The 17,064-nt window shown below is 61.2% G+C and carries 20 protein-coding genes; 9 read left to right on the top strand and 11 right to left on the bottom strand.

The annotated features are described in order from the left end of the window. Window positions 1-22: 22 nt before the first annotated feature. A complete protein-coding gene (locus tag CEC48_RS01325; RefSeq protein ID WP_003208783.1) occupies window positions 23-283 on the bottom strand; it encodes an accessory factor UbiK family protein in 261 nt (86 codons plus the stop codon). Window positions 284-704: 421 nt separating this feature from the next. On the opposite strand from CEC48_RS01325, the gene glnK reads away from it, so the two are divergent. The 4 genes from glnK (at window position 705) to sutA (ending at window position 3,483) form a co-directional block, all read left to right on the top strand. Beyond that, window positions 705-1,043 carry a P-II family nitrogen regulator gene (gene glnK / locus CEC48_RS01330; RefSeq protein ID WP_002555808.1) on the top strand — a complete coding sequence of 113 codons (339 nt, stop codon included), beginning with the start codon at window positions 705-707 and terminating at the stop codon, window positions 1,041-1,043. 34 nt (window positions 1,044-1,077) lie between these two features. After that, window positions 1,078-2,418 (top strand): ammonium transporter, encoded by a 1,341-nt coding sequence (locus CEC48_RS01335; protein WP_088422092.1) that lies wholly within the window; start codon window positions 1,078-1,080, stop codon window positions 2,416-2,418. A gap of 209 nt (window positions 2,419-2,627) precedes the next feature. Next, window positions 2,628-3,053 carry a secondary thiamine-phosphate synthase enzyme YjbQ gene (locus CEC48_RS01340; RefSeq protein WP_017476675.1) on the top strand — a complete coding sequence of 142 codons (426 nt, stop codon included), beginning with the start codon at window positions 2,628-2,630 and terminating at the stop codon, window positions 3,051-3,053. Window positions 3,054-3,156: 103 nt separating this feature from the next. Then, the gene (gene sutA / locus CEC48_RS01345; RefSeq protein ID WP_064454697.1) at window positions 3,157-3,483 is read left to right on the top strand and encodes a transcriptional regulator SutA; all 327 of its coding nucleotides are present in this window, start codon (window positions 3,157-3,159) and stop codon (window positions 3,481-3,483) included. A gap of 256 nt (window positions 3,484-3,739) precedes the next feature. On the opposite strand, the gene CEC48_RS01350 is transcribed toward sutA, so the two are convergent. From CEC48_RS01350 to CEC48_RS01375, 6 genes are read right to left on the bottom strand one after another with little or no spacing between them, the layout of a single operon-like run. Beyond that, window positions 3,740-4,438 carry an HAD family hydrolase gene (locus tag CEC48_RS01350; protein ID WP_088422093.1) on the bottom strand — a complete coding sequence of 233 codons (699 nt, stop codon included), beginning with the start codon at window positions 4,436-4,438 and terminating at the stop codon, window positions 3,740-3,742. Beyond that, complete coding sequence (gene xerC / locus CEC48_RS01355) at window positions 4,435-5,334, bottom strand: tyrosine recombinase XerC (RefSeq protein ID WP_088422094.1); 900 nt, start codon at window positions 5,332-5,334, stop codon at window positions 4,435-4,437. The genes CEC48_RS01350 and xerC overlap by 4 nt, the downstream gene beginning before the upstream one ends. Before the next feature lie 2 nt (window positions 5,335-5,336). Beyond that, the gene (locus tag CEC48_RS01360) at window positions 5,337-6,053 is read right to left on the bottom strand and encodes a DUF484 family protein (RefSeq protein ID WP_088422095.1); all 717 of its coding nucleotides are present in this window, start codon (window positions 6,051-6,053) and stop codon (window positions 5,337-5,339) included. A 13-nt stretch (window positions 6,054-6,066) separates the two neighbouring features. Then, window positions 6,067-6,897, bottom strand: a complete 831-nt coding sequence (dapF, locus tag CEC48_RS01365) for a diaminopimelate epimerase (RefSeq protein ID WP_088422096.1) — start codon at window positions 6,895-6,897, stop codon at window positions 6,067-6,069. Between the two features lie 4 nt (window positions 6,898-6,901). After that, window positions 6,902-8,149 carry a diaminopimelate decarboxylase gene (gene lysA / locus CEC48_RS01370; protein WP_088422097.1) on the bottom strand — a complete coding sequence of 416 codons (1,248 nt, stop codon included), beginning with the start codon at window positions 8,147-8,149 and terminating at the stop codon, window positions 6,902-6,904. Between the two features lie 9 nt (window positions 8,150-8,158). After that, on the bottom strand, window positions 8,159-8,320 hold the full coding sequence (locus tag CEC48_RS01375) for a lipoprotein (protein WP_003208801.1): 162 nt from the start codon (window positions 8,318-8,320) through the stop codon (window positions 8,159-8,161). Between the two features lie 239 nt (window positions 8,321-8,559). On the opposite strand from CEC48_RS01375, the gene cyaY reads away from it, so the two are divergent. From cyaY to rnk, 3 genes are all read left to right on the top strand, one after another. Continuing rightward, window positions 8,560-8,892 carry an iron donor protein CyaY gene (gene cyaY, locus CEC48_RS01380; protein ID WP_010168017.1) on the top strand — a complete coding sequence of 111 codons (333 nt, stop codon included), beginning with the start codon at window positions 8,560-8,562 and terminating at the stop codon, window positions 8,890-8,892. A 2-nt stretch (window positions 8,893-8,894) separates the two neighbouring features. After that, complete coding sequence (locus tag CEC48_RS01385) at window positions 8,895-9,113, top strand: DUF1289 domain-containing protein (RefSeq protein ID WP_088422224.1); 219 nt, start codon at window positions 8,895-8,897, stop codon at window positions 9,111-9,113. Window positions 9,114-9,244: 131 nt separating this feature from the next. Further along, entirely contained in the window at window positions 9,245-9,655 is a 411-nt protein-coding gene (gene rnk, locus CEC48_RS01390; RefSeq protein WP_088422098.1) for a nucleoside diphosphate kinase regulator, read from the top strand. A gap of 11 nt (window positions 9,656-9,666) precedes the next feature. On the opposite strand, the gene CEC48_RS01395 is transcribed toward rnk, so the two are convergent. The 3 genes from CEC48_RS01395 to CEC48_RS01410 form a co-directional block, all read right to left on the bottom strand. After that, the gene (locus tag CEC48_RS01395) at window positions 9,667-12,504 is read right to left on the bottom strand and encodes a class I adenylate cyclase (RefSeq protein WP_088422099.1); all 2,838 of its coding nucleotides are present in this window, start codon (window positions 12,502-12,504) and stop codon (window positions 9,667-9,669) included. Between the two features lie 168 nt (window positions 12,505-12,672). Beyond that, window positions 12,673-12,921 (bottom strand): TIGR02647 family protein, encoded by a 249-nt coding sequence (locus CEC48_RS01400; RefSeq protein ID WP_088422100.1) that lies wholly within the window; start codon window positions 12,919-12,921, stop codon window positions 12,673-12,675. 186 nt (window positions 12,922-13,107) lie between these two features. Continuing rightward, complete coding sequence (locus CEC48_RS01410; RefSeq protein ID WP_088422102.1) at window positions 13,108-13,392, bottom strand: hypothetical protein; 285 nt, start codon at window positions 13,390-13,392, stop codon at window positions 13,108-13,110. Window positions 13,393-13,517: 125 nt separating this feature from the next. On the opposite strand from CEC48_RS01410, the gene CEC48_RS01415 reads away from it, so the two are divergent. Continuing rightward, window positions 13,518-14,177, top strand: a complete 660-nt coding sequence (locus tag CEC48_RS01415) for a glutathione S-transferase family protein (protein ID WP_088422103.1) — start codon at window positions 13,518-13,520, stop codon at window positions 14,175-14,177. 83 nt (window positions 14,178-14,260) lie between these two features. Here CEC48_RS01415 and argH read toward each other — a convergent pair whose 3' ends face one another. Next, window positions 14,261-15,655 carry an argininosuccinate lyase gene (gene argH, locus CEC48_RS01420; protein ID WP_088422104.1) on the bottom strand — a complete coding sequence of 465 codons (1,395 nt, stop codon included), beginning with the start codon at window positions 15,653-15,655 and terminating at the stop codon, window positions 14,261-14,263. A 564-nt stretch (window positions 15,656-16,219) separates the two neighbouring features. On the opposite strand from argH, the gene CEC48_RS01430 reads away from it, so the two are divergent. Then, window positions 16,220-16,966, top strand: coding sequence for a LytTR family DNA-binding domain-containing protein (locus CEC48_RS01430; RefSeq protein ID WP_088422105.1), 747 nt, complete (start codon window positions 16,220-16,222; stop codon window positions 16,964-16,966). Window positions 16,967-17,064 lie beyond the last annotated feature (98 nt).

Raw genomic sequence — 17,064 nt, forward strand, 5'->3', positions numbered from 1 at the left:
GATAGCCTCCCCCGCTGCTGCTTTATTCGGCGGCAGGCGTCAGTCGCGCTTCCAGCTCCGCCACCTTGGCCTCAAGGCTTTCCAACCGCGCCCGAGTGCGCGCCAACACCACCATCTGGCTATCAAACTCTTCCCGGCTCACCAGGTCCAGCTTGCTGAAACCGCTCTGCAGCAGCGCCTTGAACTGGCTTTCAATTTCATTGCGCGGCAGCGGCGTGTCACTGCTGAACAGGCGGGAGGCGTGGCCGCTCAGGGCGTCGAGGAGGTCTTTGGGCGCGAGCATGAGAAATAGTCCGGAAAATCTGTTGGCCGGCAGTGTATCACGCAGCGTCTATAGTCATTTCCACCGGCCACGGCGCACGCTTTTCGCGCATGGGGTCGGGCGGTCGCGCACTGTTTTCGTGCGTATCTTCGCAGCCGAGAGCCCAAGCAGGTGGGCGCAAGCGAACAAAGGACTGATTTCAGTGATTTTTACGGAGCTGGCAAGCTTTCTGCTTAGACGATCATGACCCATGCACTGATGCAGTCGCTGTGACGATGCAGTGCGCCGACGGAGCGGGGTAGGTGTTTCGTCACCAGTGGTTAGCGAGCGTCGCAATGGCAAATGCCAAGGCGACGAAGCGTTACAAAGCCAGGCACTGCGCTTAGACTTGAGACGGGTTTGTTTTCCTGGGGCAAGTCCACCAATTCGGGAGAGAGTTTTCATGAAGCTAGTCACTGCCATCATCAAGCCGTTCAAGTTGGACGATGTACGCGAGTCACTGTCCGAGATCGGCGTGCAGGGCATTACCGTAACTGAGGTCAAAGGCTTCGGTCGGCAGAAGGGTCACACCGAGCTGTATCGCGGCGCGGAATACGTGGTCGATTTTCTGCCAAAGGTGAAGATTGATGTCGCCATTGACGACAAGGATCTTGACCGGGTTATCGAGGCGATAACCAAGGCCGCCAACACCGGCAAGATCGGTGACGGCAAGATCTTCGTGGTCAATCTGGAACAGGCTATTCGCATCCGTACCGGCGAAACCGATACCGACGCAATCTAAGCCGCCAAACCCCAACGCCCCAGGAGAAAACAATATGACTCTGCGTAAATTCGCAGGGCTAGGAGCCCTGTTGTCCCTCGTAATGCCGGCCCTGGCCATGGCGGCGGACCCAGTACCTGCTCCAGTCCTCAATTCCGGCGACACTGCGTGGATGCTCACGTCCACCGCGCTGGTGCTGTTCATGACCATTCCAGGCCTCGCGCTGTTCTACGGCGGCATGGTTCGCTCCAAAAACATTCTTTCCGTGATGATGCAGTGCTTCGCCATCACCGGTCTGATCACCATCTTGTGGTTCGTGTACGGCTACAGCATGGCGTTCGATACCACCGGTATGGAAGCAGGCGTCGTCAACCTCAACTCGTTTGTGGGTGGCTTGTCCAAACTGTTCCTCTCGGGTGTGACCCCGGCCAGCATCACCGGCCCGGCGGCGCTGTTCCCAGAGGCCGTGTTTGTGACCTTCCAGATGACCTTCGCGATCATCACCCCGGCGCTGATCGTCGGTGCGTTCGCTGAACGTATGAAGTTCTCCGCGATGCTGATCTTCATGGGCGTGTGGTTCACCCTGGTCTACGCACCGATTGCCCACATGGTGTGGGGCGGTCCGGGTTCGTTGCTGGGCGACTGGGGCGTTTTGGACTTCGCAGGCGGCACCGTGGTGCACATCAACGCCGGTGTTGCCGGCCTGGTAGCGTGCCTGGTACTCGGCAAGCGTAAAGGCTTCCCAACCACCCCAATGGCCCCGCACAACCTCGGTTACACCCTGGTGGGCGCGGCCATGCTGTGGGTCGGCTGGTTCGGCTTCAACGCCGGCTCCGCTGCTGCGGCCAACGGCACTGCCGGCATGGCGATGCTGGTTACCCAGATCGCTACCGCTGCTGCGGCGCTGGGCTGGATGTTCGCCGAGTGGGTCACCCACGGCAAGCCAAGCGCTCTGGGCATCGCCTCGGGTGTGGTTGCAGGCCTTGTGGCAATCACTCCAGCCGCTGGCACCGTGGGCCCGATGGGCGCCCTGGTGATCGGCCTGGCTGCCGGCGTAGTGTGCTTCTTCTGCGCCACTACCCTGAAACGCAAACTGGGCTACGACGACTCCCTGGACGCCTTCGGCGTGCACGGCATCGGCGGTATCCTCGGCGCGATCCTGACCGGCGTGTTCGCGGCACCAGCGATGGGCGGCTTCAACGCCACCACCACTGATATCGCTGCACAAGTCTGGATCCAGTGCAAAGGCGTCGGCTTCACCGTCATCTACACCGCTGTCGTGACGTACATCATCCTCAAGGTGCTGGACGTGGTGATGGGCCTGCGGGTGACCGAAGAGGAAGAGGCTGTTGGCCTCGACTTGGCGCAACACAACGAACGCGGCTACAACTTGTAAGTACGCGAAAAAAAGATGCCCGGCTTGCCGGGCATTTTTTTGCCTGGGGTTTGTCTGTGGCTAAAGGTGTATGGGTTTTGTGGTGACTTTGTGATGGTATCCACACCGCACTTTTCAGTGTGCGAATGTCTTACAGGCATGTAGGCGTATTCGGCACTTTGTTTTTTCCCTGAGCGCGCTAGAATGCGCGCCGATGTGCGGAGAACTGTATGTGGCAACAGACCCTGATAACCCTGCGGGCCAAGCCCCGGGGCTTTCATCTGGTGACGGACGAGTTGCTCGCCGGCCTGCCTGAATTGAAGGCCTGTCGGGTGGGACTGTTGCATTTGTGGCTGCAGCACACCTCGGCTTCGTTGACGGTCAACGAGAATGCCGACCCGGCGGTTCGCCGTGACTTCGAGCGTTTCTTCAATGCGCTGGTGCCGCAAGGCATGGCGGGATATGAACACAACGACGAAGGTCCGGATGATCTGCCGGCGCACTTCAAGGCCAGTCTCCTGGGCTGCCAGCTGAGTTTGCCGGTAAGGGCCGGCCGCTTGGCGATGGGGACCTGGCAAGGTGTTTATCTGGGCGAGCACCGTGATCATGGCGGTGCTCGTAAAGTCCTCGCCACCTTGCACGGTGATGGGGCATAAGCCACTGGAAATCCTGTGGATGTTGATTTTTTTCCGGCGGCCGTCGACAGGTGGCGAAGCTGGGCTATAACTAATCTGCTTTTCGCAAGTCATGAGGTAGAACATGAGCGACGATGATCTGGAAAACGACGACCTCGAAGTAGGCGACGACGACGAAACCGAAGAAGGTCTTGAGGCGGCTGCCGAAGACGTGGCTGACGACGACGGTGGCGACGATGCACCGGCCCCGGCAGCCAAGGGCAAGGCCAAGGCTGCGGTGTCGGTTGACGAACTGCCGAGCGTAGAAGCCAAGAACAAAGAGCGCGATGCGCTGGCCCGTGCGATGGAAGAATTCCTCGCTAAAGGCGGCAAAGTGCAGGAAGTCGAGGCTAACGTGGTGGCAGATCCACCGAAGAAGCCGGATAACAAGTACGGCAGCCGGCCTATCTAAGGCCTGCTGTTTGCTTGCTGAAAAAGCCCGCCGTCGCTGCGGGCTTTTTCATGGGCGAATCAAAAGGGTCAGGCCCAACACCCATCTAAGGATGAAGCGTTTGTGTGGCGAGGGAGCTTGCTCCCGTTGGGGCGCGAAGCGGCCCTGATTATGCCCCGGCGCGGTTTTCCAGAAAGAACGTCATGGCTGGTTTTGGGGCCGCTTCGCAGCCCAGCGGGAGCAAGCTCCCTCGCCACAAAAGCGCTTCATCATCAGATTATGCGTTCCAGCGGGCAAGCACGTCGGGCAATTCGGTCAGGCTGCGAATCTCGGCATCCGGGCGTTTTTCTGCCTCCCAGGCCTTGCCCGCCGGGTTAAACCACACCGCCCGCAGCCCCGCCTGCTGCGCACCGGCAATGTCATCCCCGGGATGATCCCCGACGTGCACTGCCGCGCCCGGCTCTACGCCACCGCGCTGCAACGCTTCCTGGAACAATCGCGCATCCGGCTTGGCGATACCGATGTCTTCAGCCCGCAATGCAAAGTGAAAGTAGTCCGCCAGCCCCACACGCTGCACATCGGCGTTGCCGTTGGTGATCACGCCCAGCAGATAGTCACGGCGCAACGCTTGCAACATCGGCTCGGCCTCGGGAAACACCGTGAGCTGGTGGCGCGCGTGGATGAACGCTTCAAAGCACACATCTGCCATCTGCGCCGCTTCCGGCAGCGGGTATCCGGCCTCTTCGAAGGCATATTGCAGCACCTTGTGGCGCAACACGCTGATGCGATATTTAAGCTCGGGATGCCGCTCCAGCACCTGCTGGCGAAGGCTGGCGAACTTCTCCAGGGGCAAGTCGCCCACCTTGGTGGCATGCGTCGCCAGCCACTCGCGCATCGACGCCTCAGCGCTGATGATGACCGGCACGTTATCCCAGAGCGTATCGTCCAGGTCGAAGGTGATCAGCTTGATGCTCATGAGTCACTGCCCTTAATGCGTTTGGCCCGTGGATGGGCGCTGTCGTACACCGTTGCCAGGTGCTGGAAGTCCAGGTGGGTGTAGATCTGAGTGGTCTTGATGTCGGAGTGGCCAAGCAGTTCCTGCACCGCGCGCAGGTCCTGAGAGGACTCCAGCAAGTGGCTCGCAAAGGAATGCCTGAGCATGTGCGGGTGCAGGTTCTGCCCCAGTTCGCGCTCGCCGGCGGCCTTGACCCGAACCTGAATGGCCCGGGGCCCGAGGCGGCGGCCTTGCTGGCTGATAAACACCGCGTCATCCGCCGGGTTGGCCAGGGCGCGCAGTGGCAGCCACAGCAGCAAGGCTTCGCGGGCCTTTTTGCCCACTGGCAATACGCGGGTTTTGCTGCCTTTGCCGAGCACCTGCACCAGGCCATCCGCCAGGTCCAGTTGATCGAGGTTAAGCCCGGTCAGCTCCGACAGGCGCAGGCCCGAGGAATAGAACAGCTCAAGGATTGCCTGATCGCGATGGGCCAGGAAGTCATCTTCCACGGCGCCATCCAATAGTTGCAGGGCGCGATCCGTGTCGAGGGTCTTGGGCAGGCGTCGTTCGCCCTTGGGCGGCGCCAGGCCGTTGGCCGGGTCGTGGTCGCACAGGCCTTCGCGGTTCAGGTAGTGATAGAGGCCGCGCACCGCCGACAGCAGGCGCGCCAGGCTGCGGGAGGATTGGCCTTGCTGGTGCAGGCGGGCGATCAGGCTGCGCAGGCCCTGGATATCCAGGGCCTTCCAACTGCTGATGTGTTGCTTCTCGCAGAATGCCAGGACCTTGTTCAAGTCCCGCCAATAGGCTTCCAGGGTATGCGGCGACACCTGACGCTCGCTGCGCAGGTGAGCGCAGTAGGCGTCCAGTTGTCGTTCCATGGCTAGCGCACCGCGCGCAATGCGCTGGTAAAGCGTGGCAGTACGCGGCCCAGCACTTCGGCGATGTAGCTCAGGAACAGCGTGCCCACCGAGCTTTTGTAGTGCTGCGGATCACGGCTGGCGATGGCCAACACGCCATGCAAACCTTGATGGCTGAGGGCGACCACGGCGGTGGAGCCGATCTGCTGGCGCTGCTCGGCGCCAAACAGGAAGTCCAGCTCATGCTCGCGCAGAGTGCCGCTGATGGTCTTGCCTTCGGACAGCAGGCCGCCAATGGCGGTCTGGGCATCGCTGCCGCTGACCCAGCGACCCACCGGCATCGGGTTGTCGCTGAACAGGATCAGGCTCACAAAGGGCACCTGGAAGTCCTGGCGCAGGCTGTCTTCGACGGCAATCACCGCCTCTTCCAGGCTGGCGGCGTCCATCAGGGTCAGGACCAGGCGGCGGGTTTTGTCGAACAGGCGGTCGTTGTCGCGGGCCACGTCCATCAGCTGCGAGAGCCGATGGCGCATCTCGATATTGCGCTCGCGCAGGATCTTCATCTGCCGCTCCACCAGCGACACGGTGTCGCCGCGCTGGTGGGGAATGCGCAGGGCCGGCAGCAGTTCTTCGTGTTCGACGAAGAAGTCCGGATTAGCCTCCAGATACGCCGCAACGGCTGCGGCCTCCAGACTTTCGCTTGGGGATGCTTTCGCGGGTACTTGAGGCTTATCAGTCATTAGATTTGCTCACTCATAGACGGACCTGTCCTTCGTAGACGCGGGTGGCCGGGCCGGTCATTTTCACCGGTTGGCCGGGGCCTGCCCATTCGATGGACAGACGTCCGCCGGGCAGGTCGATCAGCAGCGGCGAATCCATCCACCCTTGGCTGATCGCGGCCACGGCAGCGGCGCAAGCACCGGTACCGCAGGCCTGGGTTTCACCGGCACCACGCTCCCAGACGCGCAACTGCGCACGGGAACGGTCGATGACCTGCAGGAAACCCACATTAACCCGCGCCGGAAAGCGTGGGTGGTTTTCGATCTTAGGCCCCAGTTCGTGAACCGGAGCACTGTTGATGTCATCCACTCGCAGCACGGCATGCGGGTTGCCCATGGACACGGCGGCCAGGTTGATGGTCTTGCCGTCCACGTCCACGGCGTAGCTCAGCGCTTGCTCGGTGGCCTGGAACGGAATGTCCGCCGGCACCAGCCGTGGCGCGCCCATGTTGACGCCGATCTGGCCGTCACTGCGAATATCCAGCTCGATGATGCCGCTTTTGGTCTCGACGCGAATCTGCCGCTTGGCGGTCAGGCGCTTGTCCAGCACAAAACGGGCAAAACAGCGGGCACCGTTGCCGCACTGTTCCACTTCAGAGCCGTCGGAGTTGAAGATCCGGTAACGGAAGTCCACTTCCGGGTTGCTCGGTGCTTCCACCAGCAGCAACTGGTCGAAACCGACACCGGTGTGCCGGTCGCCCCACAACTTTGCGTGCTTGGGCAGGATGTGCGCGTGCTGGCTGACCAGGTCGAGGACCATGAAGTCATTGCCCAGCCCGTGCATCTTGGTAAAACGCAGCAACATGACCTTACTCCGGCAGCAGGCTTTCGCCAGCAAACAACTCGGCTACCGTCTCGCGGCGACGCACTTCAAACGCTTGATCACCGTCCACCAGCACCTCGGCGGTACGCCCGCGGGTGTTGTAGTTGGAGCTCATGACAAACCCGTAGGCACCGGCCGAATGCACGGCCAGCAGGTCGCCTTCTTCCAGGGCCAGTTGACGTTCCTTGGCCAGGAAGTCGCCGGTCTCGCAGATCGGGCCGACGATGTCGTAGCTGCGGCCCACGCCTGCGCGTGGCTGGACGGCGGTCACGTCCATCCAGGCCTGGTACAGCGCCGGGCGGATCAGGTCGTTCATCGCCGCGTCGACGATGGCGAAATCCTTGTGCTCGGTGTGCTTGAGGTACTCGACCTGGGTCAGCAGCACGCCCGCGTTGGCGACGATGTAGCGGCCCGGCTCGAACATCAGCGTCAGGTTGCGGCCTTCGGTGCGCTCGCGCACAGCCTTGATGTAATCGGAAACCAGCGGCGGCTCTTCATCGCGATAGCGCACGCCCACGCCTCCACCGAGGTCGATGTGGTGCAGGTAGATGCCGCATTCGCCGAGGCGGTCGATCAGCGCCAGCAGGCGGTCGAGGGCGTCGAGGAACGGAGGCAGGCTGGTCAGTTGCGAGCCGATATGACAGTCGACGCCCAATACTTCCAGGTTCGGCAGTTGAGCGGCGCGGATGTACACGTCCTCGGCGTCGGCGATGGCGATGCCGAACTTGTTCTCTTTGAGACCGGTGGAAATGTACGGGTGGGTGCCGGCGTCTACGTCCGGGTTGACGCGCAGGGAGATCGGCGCGCGAACGCCCATCTCGGCGGCCACCACTTGCAGGCGCTCCAGCTCGTCGGTGGATTCGACGTTGAAGCAATGCACGCCCACTTCCAGGGCGCGGCGCATGTCTTCGCGGCTCTTGCCGACGCCCGAGAACACGATCTTGTCAGCCTTGCCGCCAGCGGCCAGCACACGCTCAAGCTCGCCACGGGACACGATGTCGAAACCGGCGCCCAGGCGCGCCAGCACATTCAGTACGCCCAGGTTGGAGTTGGCTTTTACGGCGAAGCACACCAGGCTTGGCGTGCCTTCCAGCGCGTCGGCAAAGGAGCGGTATTGCGCTTCGATGTGGGCACGGGAGTACACGTAGGTCGGGGTGCCAAAGCGCTCGGCAATGGCGGACAGCGCGACACCTTCCGCGAACAGCTCGCCGTCACGGTAGTTAAAAGCGTCCATGATGGTCCCTTAGTAGGTGTCGTGCTTGTGCGCTTTGGTTTGCGACGATTGCGCCTGTTCATTCGGGTCTTTGCTGTCATCGGGCAGATACAGCGGGCCTTTTTGACCACAGGCACTAACGAGGCAAGCGACCGCGACGAGCGCAGCAAGGGAAGAGATCAGGCGCTTCATGGCGAAATCCTTGAATATGCATTAATTGCGCCCGAGTATACCGACCACCTGCCAGATTGCCTATGTGCCGAAATACCCGTCCGGCGGGGCTTTGCCGAGTTTGTCGCGATTGTGCTTACCTCACTTGAGGATATTTCGCACGGCTTCGGGTAATGAAATCGGTATCCTTTGCAATCATGATGGCGCGTCCGTATTGTGCGGCGCTTGAGCGAGACCAGACACTTTTCGAGGTTCCCACAATGAGTTTGACCGAAGCCCGTTTTCACGACCTGGTGGATTCGACCCAGCAAGCGCTGGAGGATATTTTCGACGACAGCGGTCTGGATGTGGACCTGGAGAACTCGGCCGGTGTGCTGACCGTCAAGTTTGAGAACGGCACCCAGCTGATTTTCAGCCGCCAGGAACCTCTGCGTCAGCTCTGGCTGGCGGCGCGTTCCGGTGGTTTTCACTTCGACTACGATGAAGAAGAAAATCGCTGGACCCACGACACCACCGATGAGCTGCTGAGCGAAATGCTCGCGCGCCTCACCCAGGAACAAGCCGGCGTCGAGCTGGACTTCGACGAGATTTGATCGTGACGCAGCCCGCACCCGTACGCCCGCCCAAGCCGCTGTTCAGCAATGTCAGCCCGGCGGTGCCGTCACCTTGTATCAGTTTATGTCGGCTGGATGAGCACAAAGTCTGCCTCGGATGCTTCCGCCACGTGGAAGACATCCGTGAATGGCGCGCTGCCGATGATGCGCGCCGCCGTGTGATCGTCGCCCAGGCCGAGCAGCGCAAGGCCTCCACCTGAGGCCGTCTTGTTTATTTATTGTGCTGTGGTAGTGTCCGGATACACCTCAACTCATCGAGGTCCGTGAGAACCCCGCCTTTTCCTGGCGGGGTTTTGCTTTTTTGTGCAGAAAAAAGGAGTCTGCCTGAATCATGACCGCACCTTCCATCATCCTCACCCGTCTTGACGTGCAGCGTCTTGAGCAACTGATCGACCGTGTAGGCGAGGCGTCGCCGGGCGTTGAAGCCCTGCAGCACGAACTCGACCGCGCCGAAGAAGTGGTTGGCCACGATGAAGTGCCTGCTACTGTCGTGACCATGAACTCCAGCGTGCATTGCCGTGAACAAGGCAGTGGCAAGGACTATCACCTGACCCTGGTCTACCCCAAGGACGCGAACGCCGACGAAGGCAAAATCTCGGTCCTGGCGCCGGTGGGCAGCGCGTTGCTGGGCCTGCAAGTCGGTCAGCATATCGACTGGCCAGCGCCGGGTGGCAAGACCCTCAAGCTTGAATTGCTCAGTGTTGAAGGCCAGCCCAAAGACGGCGGCGCGTTCTCTCTTTAAGCGGGCCGGCTTTAAACCTGGTTCAGCGCTTCATTGAGCGCCAGTTCCAGATCAGCCTTGTAGCGCAGGTACAGATTGCTCGGGCTTTGAACATCACCGAGCAGGCCGGACAAGTCCAGATCGGTGATGTAGCAGCGGTAACGTTCGGCCTCCCGGCGTTGCCCGACGATTTCCTGGGCGACCACCGCAAACAGTTGGTCGCCAAATTCCAGCTCGGAAAACTCCCGTTGATTGCAGTACAAGGTGATCCCCACCTGGCCCGGTGCTGCCTTGCCGATAATCGCCTGCACATCGTAGAACGGTTTGTTGGCCGGGGTTTGCGGCGCAGGGCGCGGTTCGGCCCGGCGTGCGCGGCCGGTGCCTGACGGTAACAGTTGGTAATACTGGATTTGTACCGCACCGAGAGGCTGTTGCGGGTCCAGCGGCAGCAGCGCGTCGCGGCGATAAATAATCGACTGCAGGAAGCGCTGCAACGGCACCAACAGGCTTTGCTCGTCGTGAAACGGCAGGCGCTGCTGCCAGAGCGCGTTGAATTCATCCAGCACGTACAGCTCGGCAATCCCGTCGTTGATCCGGTAGAACACTTGCACGCAGTCGGGCAGGCCCATGGGCAGCAACAGCGCCAGGTCGTGGTCTTCCAGGGCCATGGTGTCCAGGTGCAACGGGCTGTAGCTGGCCAGCTCTTCGCTGAGGTAGGTGATCAGCGCGTCCTGGGTCGCCAGTGACACATGGTTGGCTTGGCCGGGCGTCAGCTCCATCACGTGGTAGTGCTGTTGCACCTGCACCAGGTAGCGATGGTTTTCCTGGCCCAGCAGCAGGTTTTGCGCAGTGTCGAAGATTTCTTCCACGCGCTGGGCAATGAATTGCGCGCGGTTGTGGCAGAAGCAGCGCACCCGCAATCGCGGCAAATGATTGGCCGGCAGTTGATTGAGGTAGTCGCGCAGGCAGTCGAGCAACGCGTGGGGGCCGTCGTAGCGGCTGACCATCACCTCGTTCCAGCTGTTGACGGTGACCTGGTCCAGGGTCAGCACCAGGTTTTCGCGCACGCCCGCGTAACTCAGGGAGTCGGTGCGCTCGGTGGTCATCAGGATGTTCAGGTCGCGGTGGTGTTTGAGCGGGTCGACGCCGACGTTGATCAGCAGCAGCACTTCCTCGGGCACCGCCGAGCGCAGCAGGCGTTCTTCATCGACGCTGGCCAACGGCAGGACGACGGTCTGTTGCAGGCTGCCCAGCAGGTTGAACAGCTCGAACTCGGTCATGTCACTGGTGCCGGGATGCAAGGCCAGGCGGGTGCTGCTGTCGATCACGCCGTTGCGGTGGCACCAGGTGAGCATTTCCAACAGGTCGCGGCTGCGTTTGATCGGCGCAAAATGCTCCCATTCCAGGGCGGTCAGGCTGCCGTTGTACAGGCCCCAATGGTGCTGGCCGGGCTCTTTGCGGTTGGGCGACTGCACCAGTGTCAGGGTGTCTTCGGCCAGGTCCGGGGCGATACCGGGGTTGATGAACTCGACCTTGCCGGCCTTGCGCTCGAACGCCGCATACAAGCGCCTGCCCAGTACATTGATGTCGCGCTTGTTGATCAGGCTGACGCTCTGTTCGGTGCGGGCAAACTGGGTCAGGAAGCGATAGCTGTAGTTAAGCTCGTTGACCAGTGCGCGGCGTTCGGAGGCCACCTGGCGGACTTTCCATTGGCTGCGGCTGTCCAGCAGGGCCAGTTGGCGCTGGTCCCAACCCCACTCATTGGCCAGGCGTTCCAGCAGCAAACGCTGCCAGCCGGTGCGCTGGCCGACGCTGAGCTTGCGGTTGACCTTCAGGTACAGGCTGCGTCGCACCAGTTCCAGGCGCTCCGGCTCGTTGCGGGCCTTGAGGTATTCCTCGATGCGACGATAGACCACGATGTACGGGTCCAGCTCGTCCAGGTCCATCTGGTTGGCAAACACCGCACGCTTGAAGCGCAGGCTCAGGCACTGCACCCTCGGGTGCTCGCTGGCGTAGACCTCGGTCAGCAGGAGTTTGAGTACCGACTTGTAGGGCGATTCGATGCCCTTGAACAACTGCCACAGGCCGGCACCGATAAACTCACCGGGCGGGATGTGGGCCAGGTGGCCCAGGTCGAGGGTTTCATCGGCGCGGATAAAGCGCTTGGAGATCAGCGCATGGGTGAATTCGGCGTAGCGGGTTTCTTCGTACACCGGCACCAGCCACCAGATCGGCGTGCGCCCTGCCAGCCAGATGGCGGTGCGGTAGAACTCGTCCAACAGCAGGTAATGCTGGCTGGTGCCGCAGTCTTCGGAACTCAGTTGAGTGTCGCGCTCGCCCTGGATAAACCGCGTCGGCTCGATCAGGAAAAAATGCGCCTCGGCGCCCATGCTCAGGGCCCAGGTTTCCAGCAATTGGCATTTTTTGCGCAGCTCGGCCAGCTCGTTCTCGCTGAGATCGGCCGCGTGGCAGACCCACACGTCCATATCACTTTGATCGGCCTGGGCCAGCGTGCCCAGGCTGCCCATCAGGAACAGGCCATGAATCGGGCGCGGCGGGTTGCCGTGCCGGGGCTTGTAGGAAAACGTGCGGGTCAGCCGCTGGGCCTCGGCCAAGGCTTGCGCGTCGGGTTCAAAATTCGACAGGCCGGCCGGCGTGCTGCCCGACACATAGCCTGGCAGCAGCGGGTGATTGACGTGAAAAAACAGCGGCAACAGCGTCAGTACGCTTTGCTGGCGTGGCGTCAGCCCTTCAATGGCCCGGGCCATGCGGCCTTCGTTCAGGGCCAGAAACCGCGCGCGCAACTGGGCCAGCACCTTGCGGTCGATGCCTTCGTCCAGGTCGGGGCGGATTTCATGGGTGCGGGTCATGTCGAACTCGGTGGCTCGCAGGGCCCGACATGGGCGGCCGTGTAGGAGTTTACAGCCAGTAGCGTAGGAGGTTTAGCGGGAATTTGTTTTTGACGCCGGAATTTTATCCCGGGCGCAGGAATGCCCGCGGAATCCGTGAAAAGAGGATCCCGTGGGCGATACGAGGTGTCAGGCGGCTTCTTTGCTGGTCGTCAGGATAGTCAGCAGACCTTGTGCATGTTCGGCAGCGTCCCGGCCAAGGCTGGTGAGGTAGCCACCGTCTGGCTGGTCGATCAGGTCTTTTTCGTAAAGGCGCCGGGCAGCGGCAATGGCAGTGGGAGCGGCAGTCTGATGAACTTTCAGACCTTCCTGGGAGCTGCCCAGGTTAAAGAGTGCAAGGATTTCCAGTTCGGCAACCAACTCAGGGGTATACGACATAAGGACTCCAGACTTTCTAGGAATTTTTAGACGTTAGCAGCCATAAGGTGAACGCACTTTGTCGAGCTGTCCAGTGTGTAGGAGCGAGCTTGCTCGCGAAGGGCGTTAACGATAACGCTGGCATCCTGAATACGCGCGGTGTAATGGCGTTTTTCGCGAGCAAGCTCGCTCCTACAAAGGGCGGTGCTATTGCTTCTCGGGCGGCAGCTCTGGCAGTGCGCGCAAGGTAGTTTCATACCATTCGGTATTGAAGGCGCGGTCTTCTTCGAGCAGCGCGTCGATTTCGATGGCGAGTACGTGGGCCATCATTTGCAGGATGTCTTCGCGCTCGTAGCCCACCAGGGTCAACTTGTTGAACGTGGCTTTGGCGGCGGGCGGGTTGTCGCTTTCGATCTGGTTTTCGATCGCTTCAATCAAGGTGGTCTCGGCGAACTCTTCTTCGTCGTTGTCGATATCGGTTGGCTCGCTCATGGCAGGCTCCTGGAGGAAAGGGCGCCAGTCTACCTCCATTCACTCGGGTGATGCTGCTGGTCAGGCGCGGCATCCCGACCTATAACCACTGCTGCCAACCCCGTACACGGCCTGGAGGCTTTGTGATGCTCAAGCTTTATGGATTTTCGGTCAGCAACTACTACAACATGGTCAAACTGGCGCTGCTGGAGAAAGGGCTGCCCTTTGAAGAGGTGCCTTTCTATGCGGGCCAGACCCCCGAAGCATTGGCCGTGAGCCCGCGGAGCAAGGTGCCAGTACTGGGTGTAGAGCAAGGGTTTATCAACGAAACCAGCGTGATTCTCGAATACATCGAGCAGACCCAGGGCGGGCGTTCGCTGCTGCCGAGCGATCCGTTTCAGCGTGCCCAGGTGCTGGCGTTGTGCAGGGAAATCGAGCTGTACATTGAGCTGCCGGCCCGCGCGTGTTTTGCCGAGGCGTTTTTCGGGATGCCGGTGTCGGAGGCGATCAAGGAAAAATCCAGGGCTGAGTTGCTGCTGGGAATCGCATCGCTGGGGCGGCACGGGAAGTTCGCGCCGTATGTGGCGGGGGATAGTTTCACGATTGCAGATTTGTATTTTGTGTACAGCGTGGACCTGGCTTGTAGCGTGGCCGGGAAGCTGTTCGGGTTGGACCTGTTGGCTGAGTTGCCGAAGGCCAAGGCGTTGCTTGCGCGGCTGCAGGCGCTGCCGAATGCCCAGCGGGTCGCGGCGGACAAGGAAGCGGCGATGCCGGCGTTTATGGCGATGATTGCTGCCAAGAAATAAAGACTGCTTTTGTGGCGAGGGAGCAAGCTCCCTCACCACAGGTTCAGTGTTCGCCCTTATTTGCCGGGGCACTTACCTTTGGGTTAGCGGCTGGCGAGCAGTTCCTGGCCGCGAACCACGGCAGCCTTCACCTGCGCCGGCGCAGTGCCGCCGATATGGTTACGGGCATTCACCGAGCCTTCCAGGGTCAGTACCGCAAACACGTCCTGCTCGATCTGGTCGCTGAACGTGCGCAGTTCTTCCAGGCTCATTTCCGCCAGGTCCTTGCCGCTGTCCACGCCGTATTTCACGGCATGCCCAACGATTTCGTGGCAGTCGCGGAACGGCAGGCCACGGCGTACCAGGTAGTCGGCCAGGTCGGTCGCGGTGGAGAAACCACGCAAAGCCGCTTCACGCATGATGGCGTGCTTGGGCTTGATCGCCGGGATCATGTCGGCAAAGGCCCGCAGCGAATCGCGCAGGGTGTCGGCGGCGTCGAACAACGGCTCTTTGTCTTCCTGGTTGTCCTTGTTGTAGGCCAGCGGCTGGCCTTTCATCAGGGTCAACAGGCCCATCAGCGCGCCGAAGACACGGCCGCTTTTGCCGCGCACCAGCTCCGGCACGTCAGGGTTTTTCTTTTGCGGCATGATCGAGCTGCCGGTGCAGAAGCGGTCCGGCAGGTCGATGAACTGGAATTGCGCGCTGGTCCACAGCACCAGCTCTTCCGAGAAACGCGACAAGTGCATCATCGCGATGCTGGCCGCGGCGCAGAATTCGATGGCGAAGTCACGGTCCGACACGCCGTCCAGGGAGTTGCCGCCCACAGCGTCGAAACCCAGCAGCTGCGCGGTGTATTCGCGGTCGATCGGGTAGGTGGTGCCCGCCAGTGCGGCGCTGCCCAGTGGCATGCGGTTGGCGCGCTTGCGGCAGTCCACCAGGCGCTCGTAGTCGCGGCTGAGCATTTCGAACCAGGCCAGCAGGTGGTGGCCGAAGGTCACAGGCTGTGCGGTTTGCAGGTGGGTGAAGCCGGGCATGATGGTGCCGGACTCACGCTCTGCCTGTTCCAGCAGCCCTTTTTGCAGGCGGGTGATTTGCGCCAGGATCAGGTCGATCTCGTCCCGCAGCCACAGGCGGATATCGGTGGCCACCTGGTCGTTACGGCTGCGACCGGTGTGCAGCTTCTTGCCGGTCACACCGATGCGGTCGGTGAGGCGGGCCTCGATGTTCATGTGCACGTCTTCCAGGTCGACGCGCCAGTCGAAGGTGCCGGCTTCGATCTCACCACGGATGGTGGTCAGGCCGTCGATGATGCTGTCGCGCTCGGCGTCGGTCAGCACGCCGACCTTGGCCAGCATCGTGGCGTGGGCGATCGAGCCCATGATGTCGTGGCGGTAGAGGCGCTGGTCGAAGGTGACGGAGGCGGTGAAGCGCGCGACGAAGGCGTCGACGGGTTCACTGAAGCGGCCGCCCCAGGACTGGTTGGTCTTGTCGGTGCTCATGGATTCGCTCGTGATCTGCTGGAAAGAGGGCATGAAAGTGTGGCGCCGATAATAACAGGGTTGCCCCCGGAGGCGACGATGCCGGGGCGCGGCATTTTTATTTGTTTCCAAGATGGCTAAGTGCCTTGCCGCCGGCCTCGCGCAGGACGAGACTGGAGCCAGGACTGAACGGGGGTTTAAAACTTACGGTCCGTGGCTAAACAAAGCGTGTTTATTGAAACGATATTTGACGATTGAGCAATATCGTCTTCGCGAGCGTCTACAGTTGCACTGATAGAGCATTGCGCTGACAGAAGGTGCACTGCACCAATGCCAGGTGATGAGGTCGAACTCCAGGCTATCCATTAGAGAGGGGGTGTTCGTATTGTGTATCAGCAAACCCTACGACGATGCCCGAAGGCAGCAGGCTTTGGGCGCGATTGAACAGGTCCGGGTAAATATTGGTGCCACTCTCGGGGCACTTTTTGCCGCTCGCGCTAGTCTTAGCGTGGATCGCCGTGACGGAAGTCACCGCACCTGTCTACGCTATCCTTGTGCGAGACTCACGCAGGAATCCAGCGCAATATGAATGTCCTGATCGTTGATGACGAACCCCAAGCCCGCGAGCGACTGAGCCGTTTGGTCAGTGAACTCGAGGGTTACAGTGTCCTTGAGCCGAGCGCCACCAGTGGCGAGGAAGCCTTGGCCCTTATTGACAGCCTCAAGCCGGATGTCGTTTTGCTCGACATCCGCATGCCGGGCCTTGATGGCTTGCAGGTTGCTGCCCGCCTGAGCGAGCGAGAATCGCCGCCTTCGGTGGTGCTGTGCGCCTCCCAGGATGAGTTCTCTTCCGAGGCTCTGGATGCCAGCGGTGTCAGCTTCCTGGTCAAGCCGATCAATGCCGATGCGTTGCTTCGCGCCTTGAAAAAAGCCGAGCGTCCCAATCGTGTCCAGCTCGCCGCCCTGACCCAGCCCGCAGCCTTGGGCGGCAACGGGCCGCGCAGCCATATCAGCGCCCGCACCCGCAAGGGTATCGAGCTGATTCCCCTGGACCAGGTGGTCTATTTCATTGCCGATCACAAGTACGTGACCTTGCGTCACGAAGCCGGTGAAGTGCTGCTCGATGAGCCGCTCAAGGCCCTGGAAGATGAATTTGGCGACCGCTTTGTGCGCATCCACCGCAATGCGTTGGTGGCACGCGAGCGAATTGAGCGCCTGCAGCGCACGCCTCTTGGCCACTTTCAGCTGTTCCTGAAGGGCCTCAATGGCGACGCCTTGATCGTCAGCCGGCGCCATGTCGCCGGTGTGCGCAAGATGATGCAGCAGCTTTAGCCTGAGGGCTGAGGCGAGCTTCACCGCCCATATCCCGGTGCGACGCGGCCAGGGAGGCCCCGCACTTGCTGATTCAAATCAAAGCGCATTTGCCTGAG

Source organism: Pseudomonas sp. K2I15, assembly GCF_002204795.1.
Taxonomy (GTDB): domain Bacteria; phylum Pseudomonadota; class Gammaproteobacteria; order Pseudomonadales; family Pseudomonadaceae; genus Aquipseudomonas.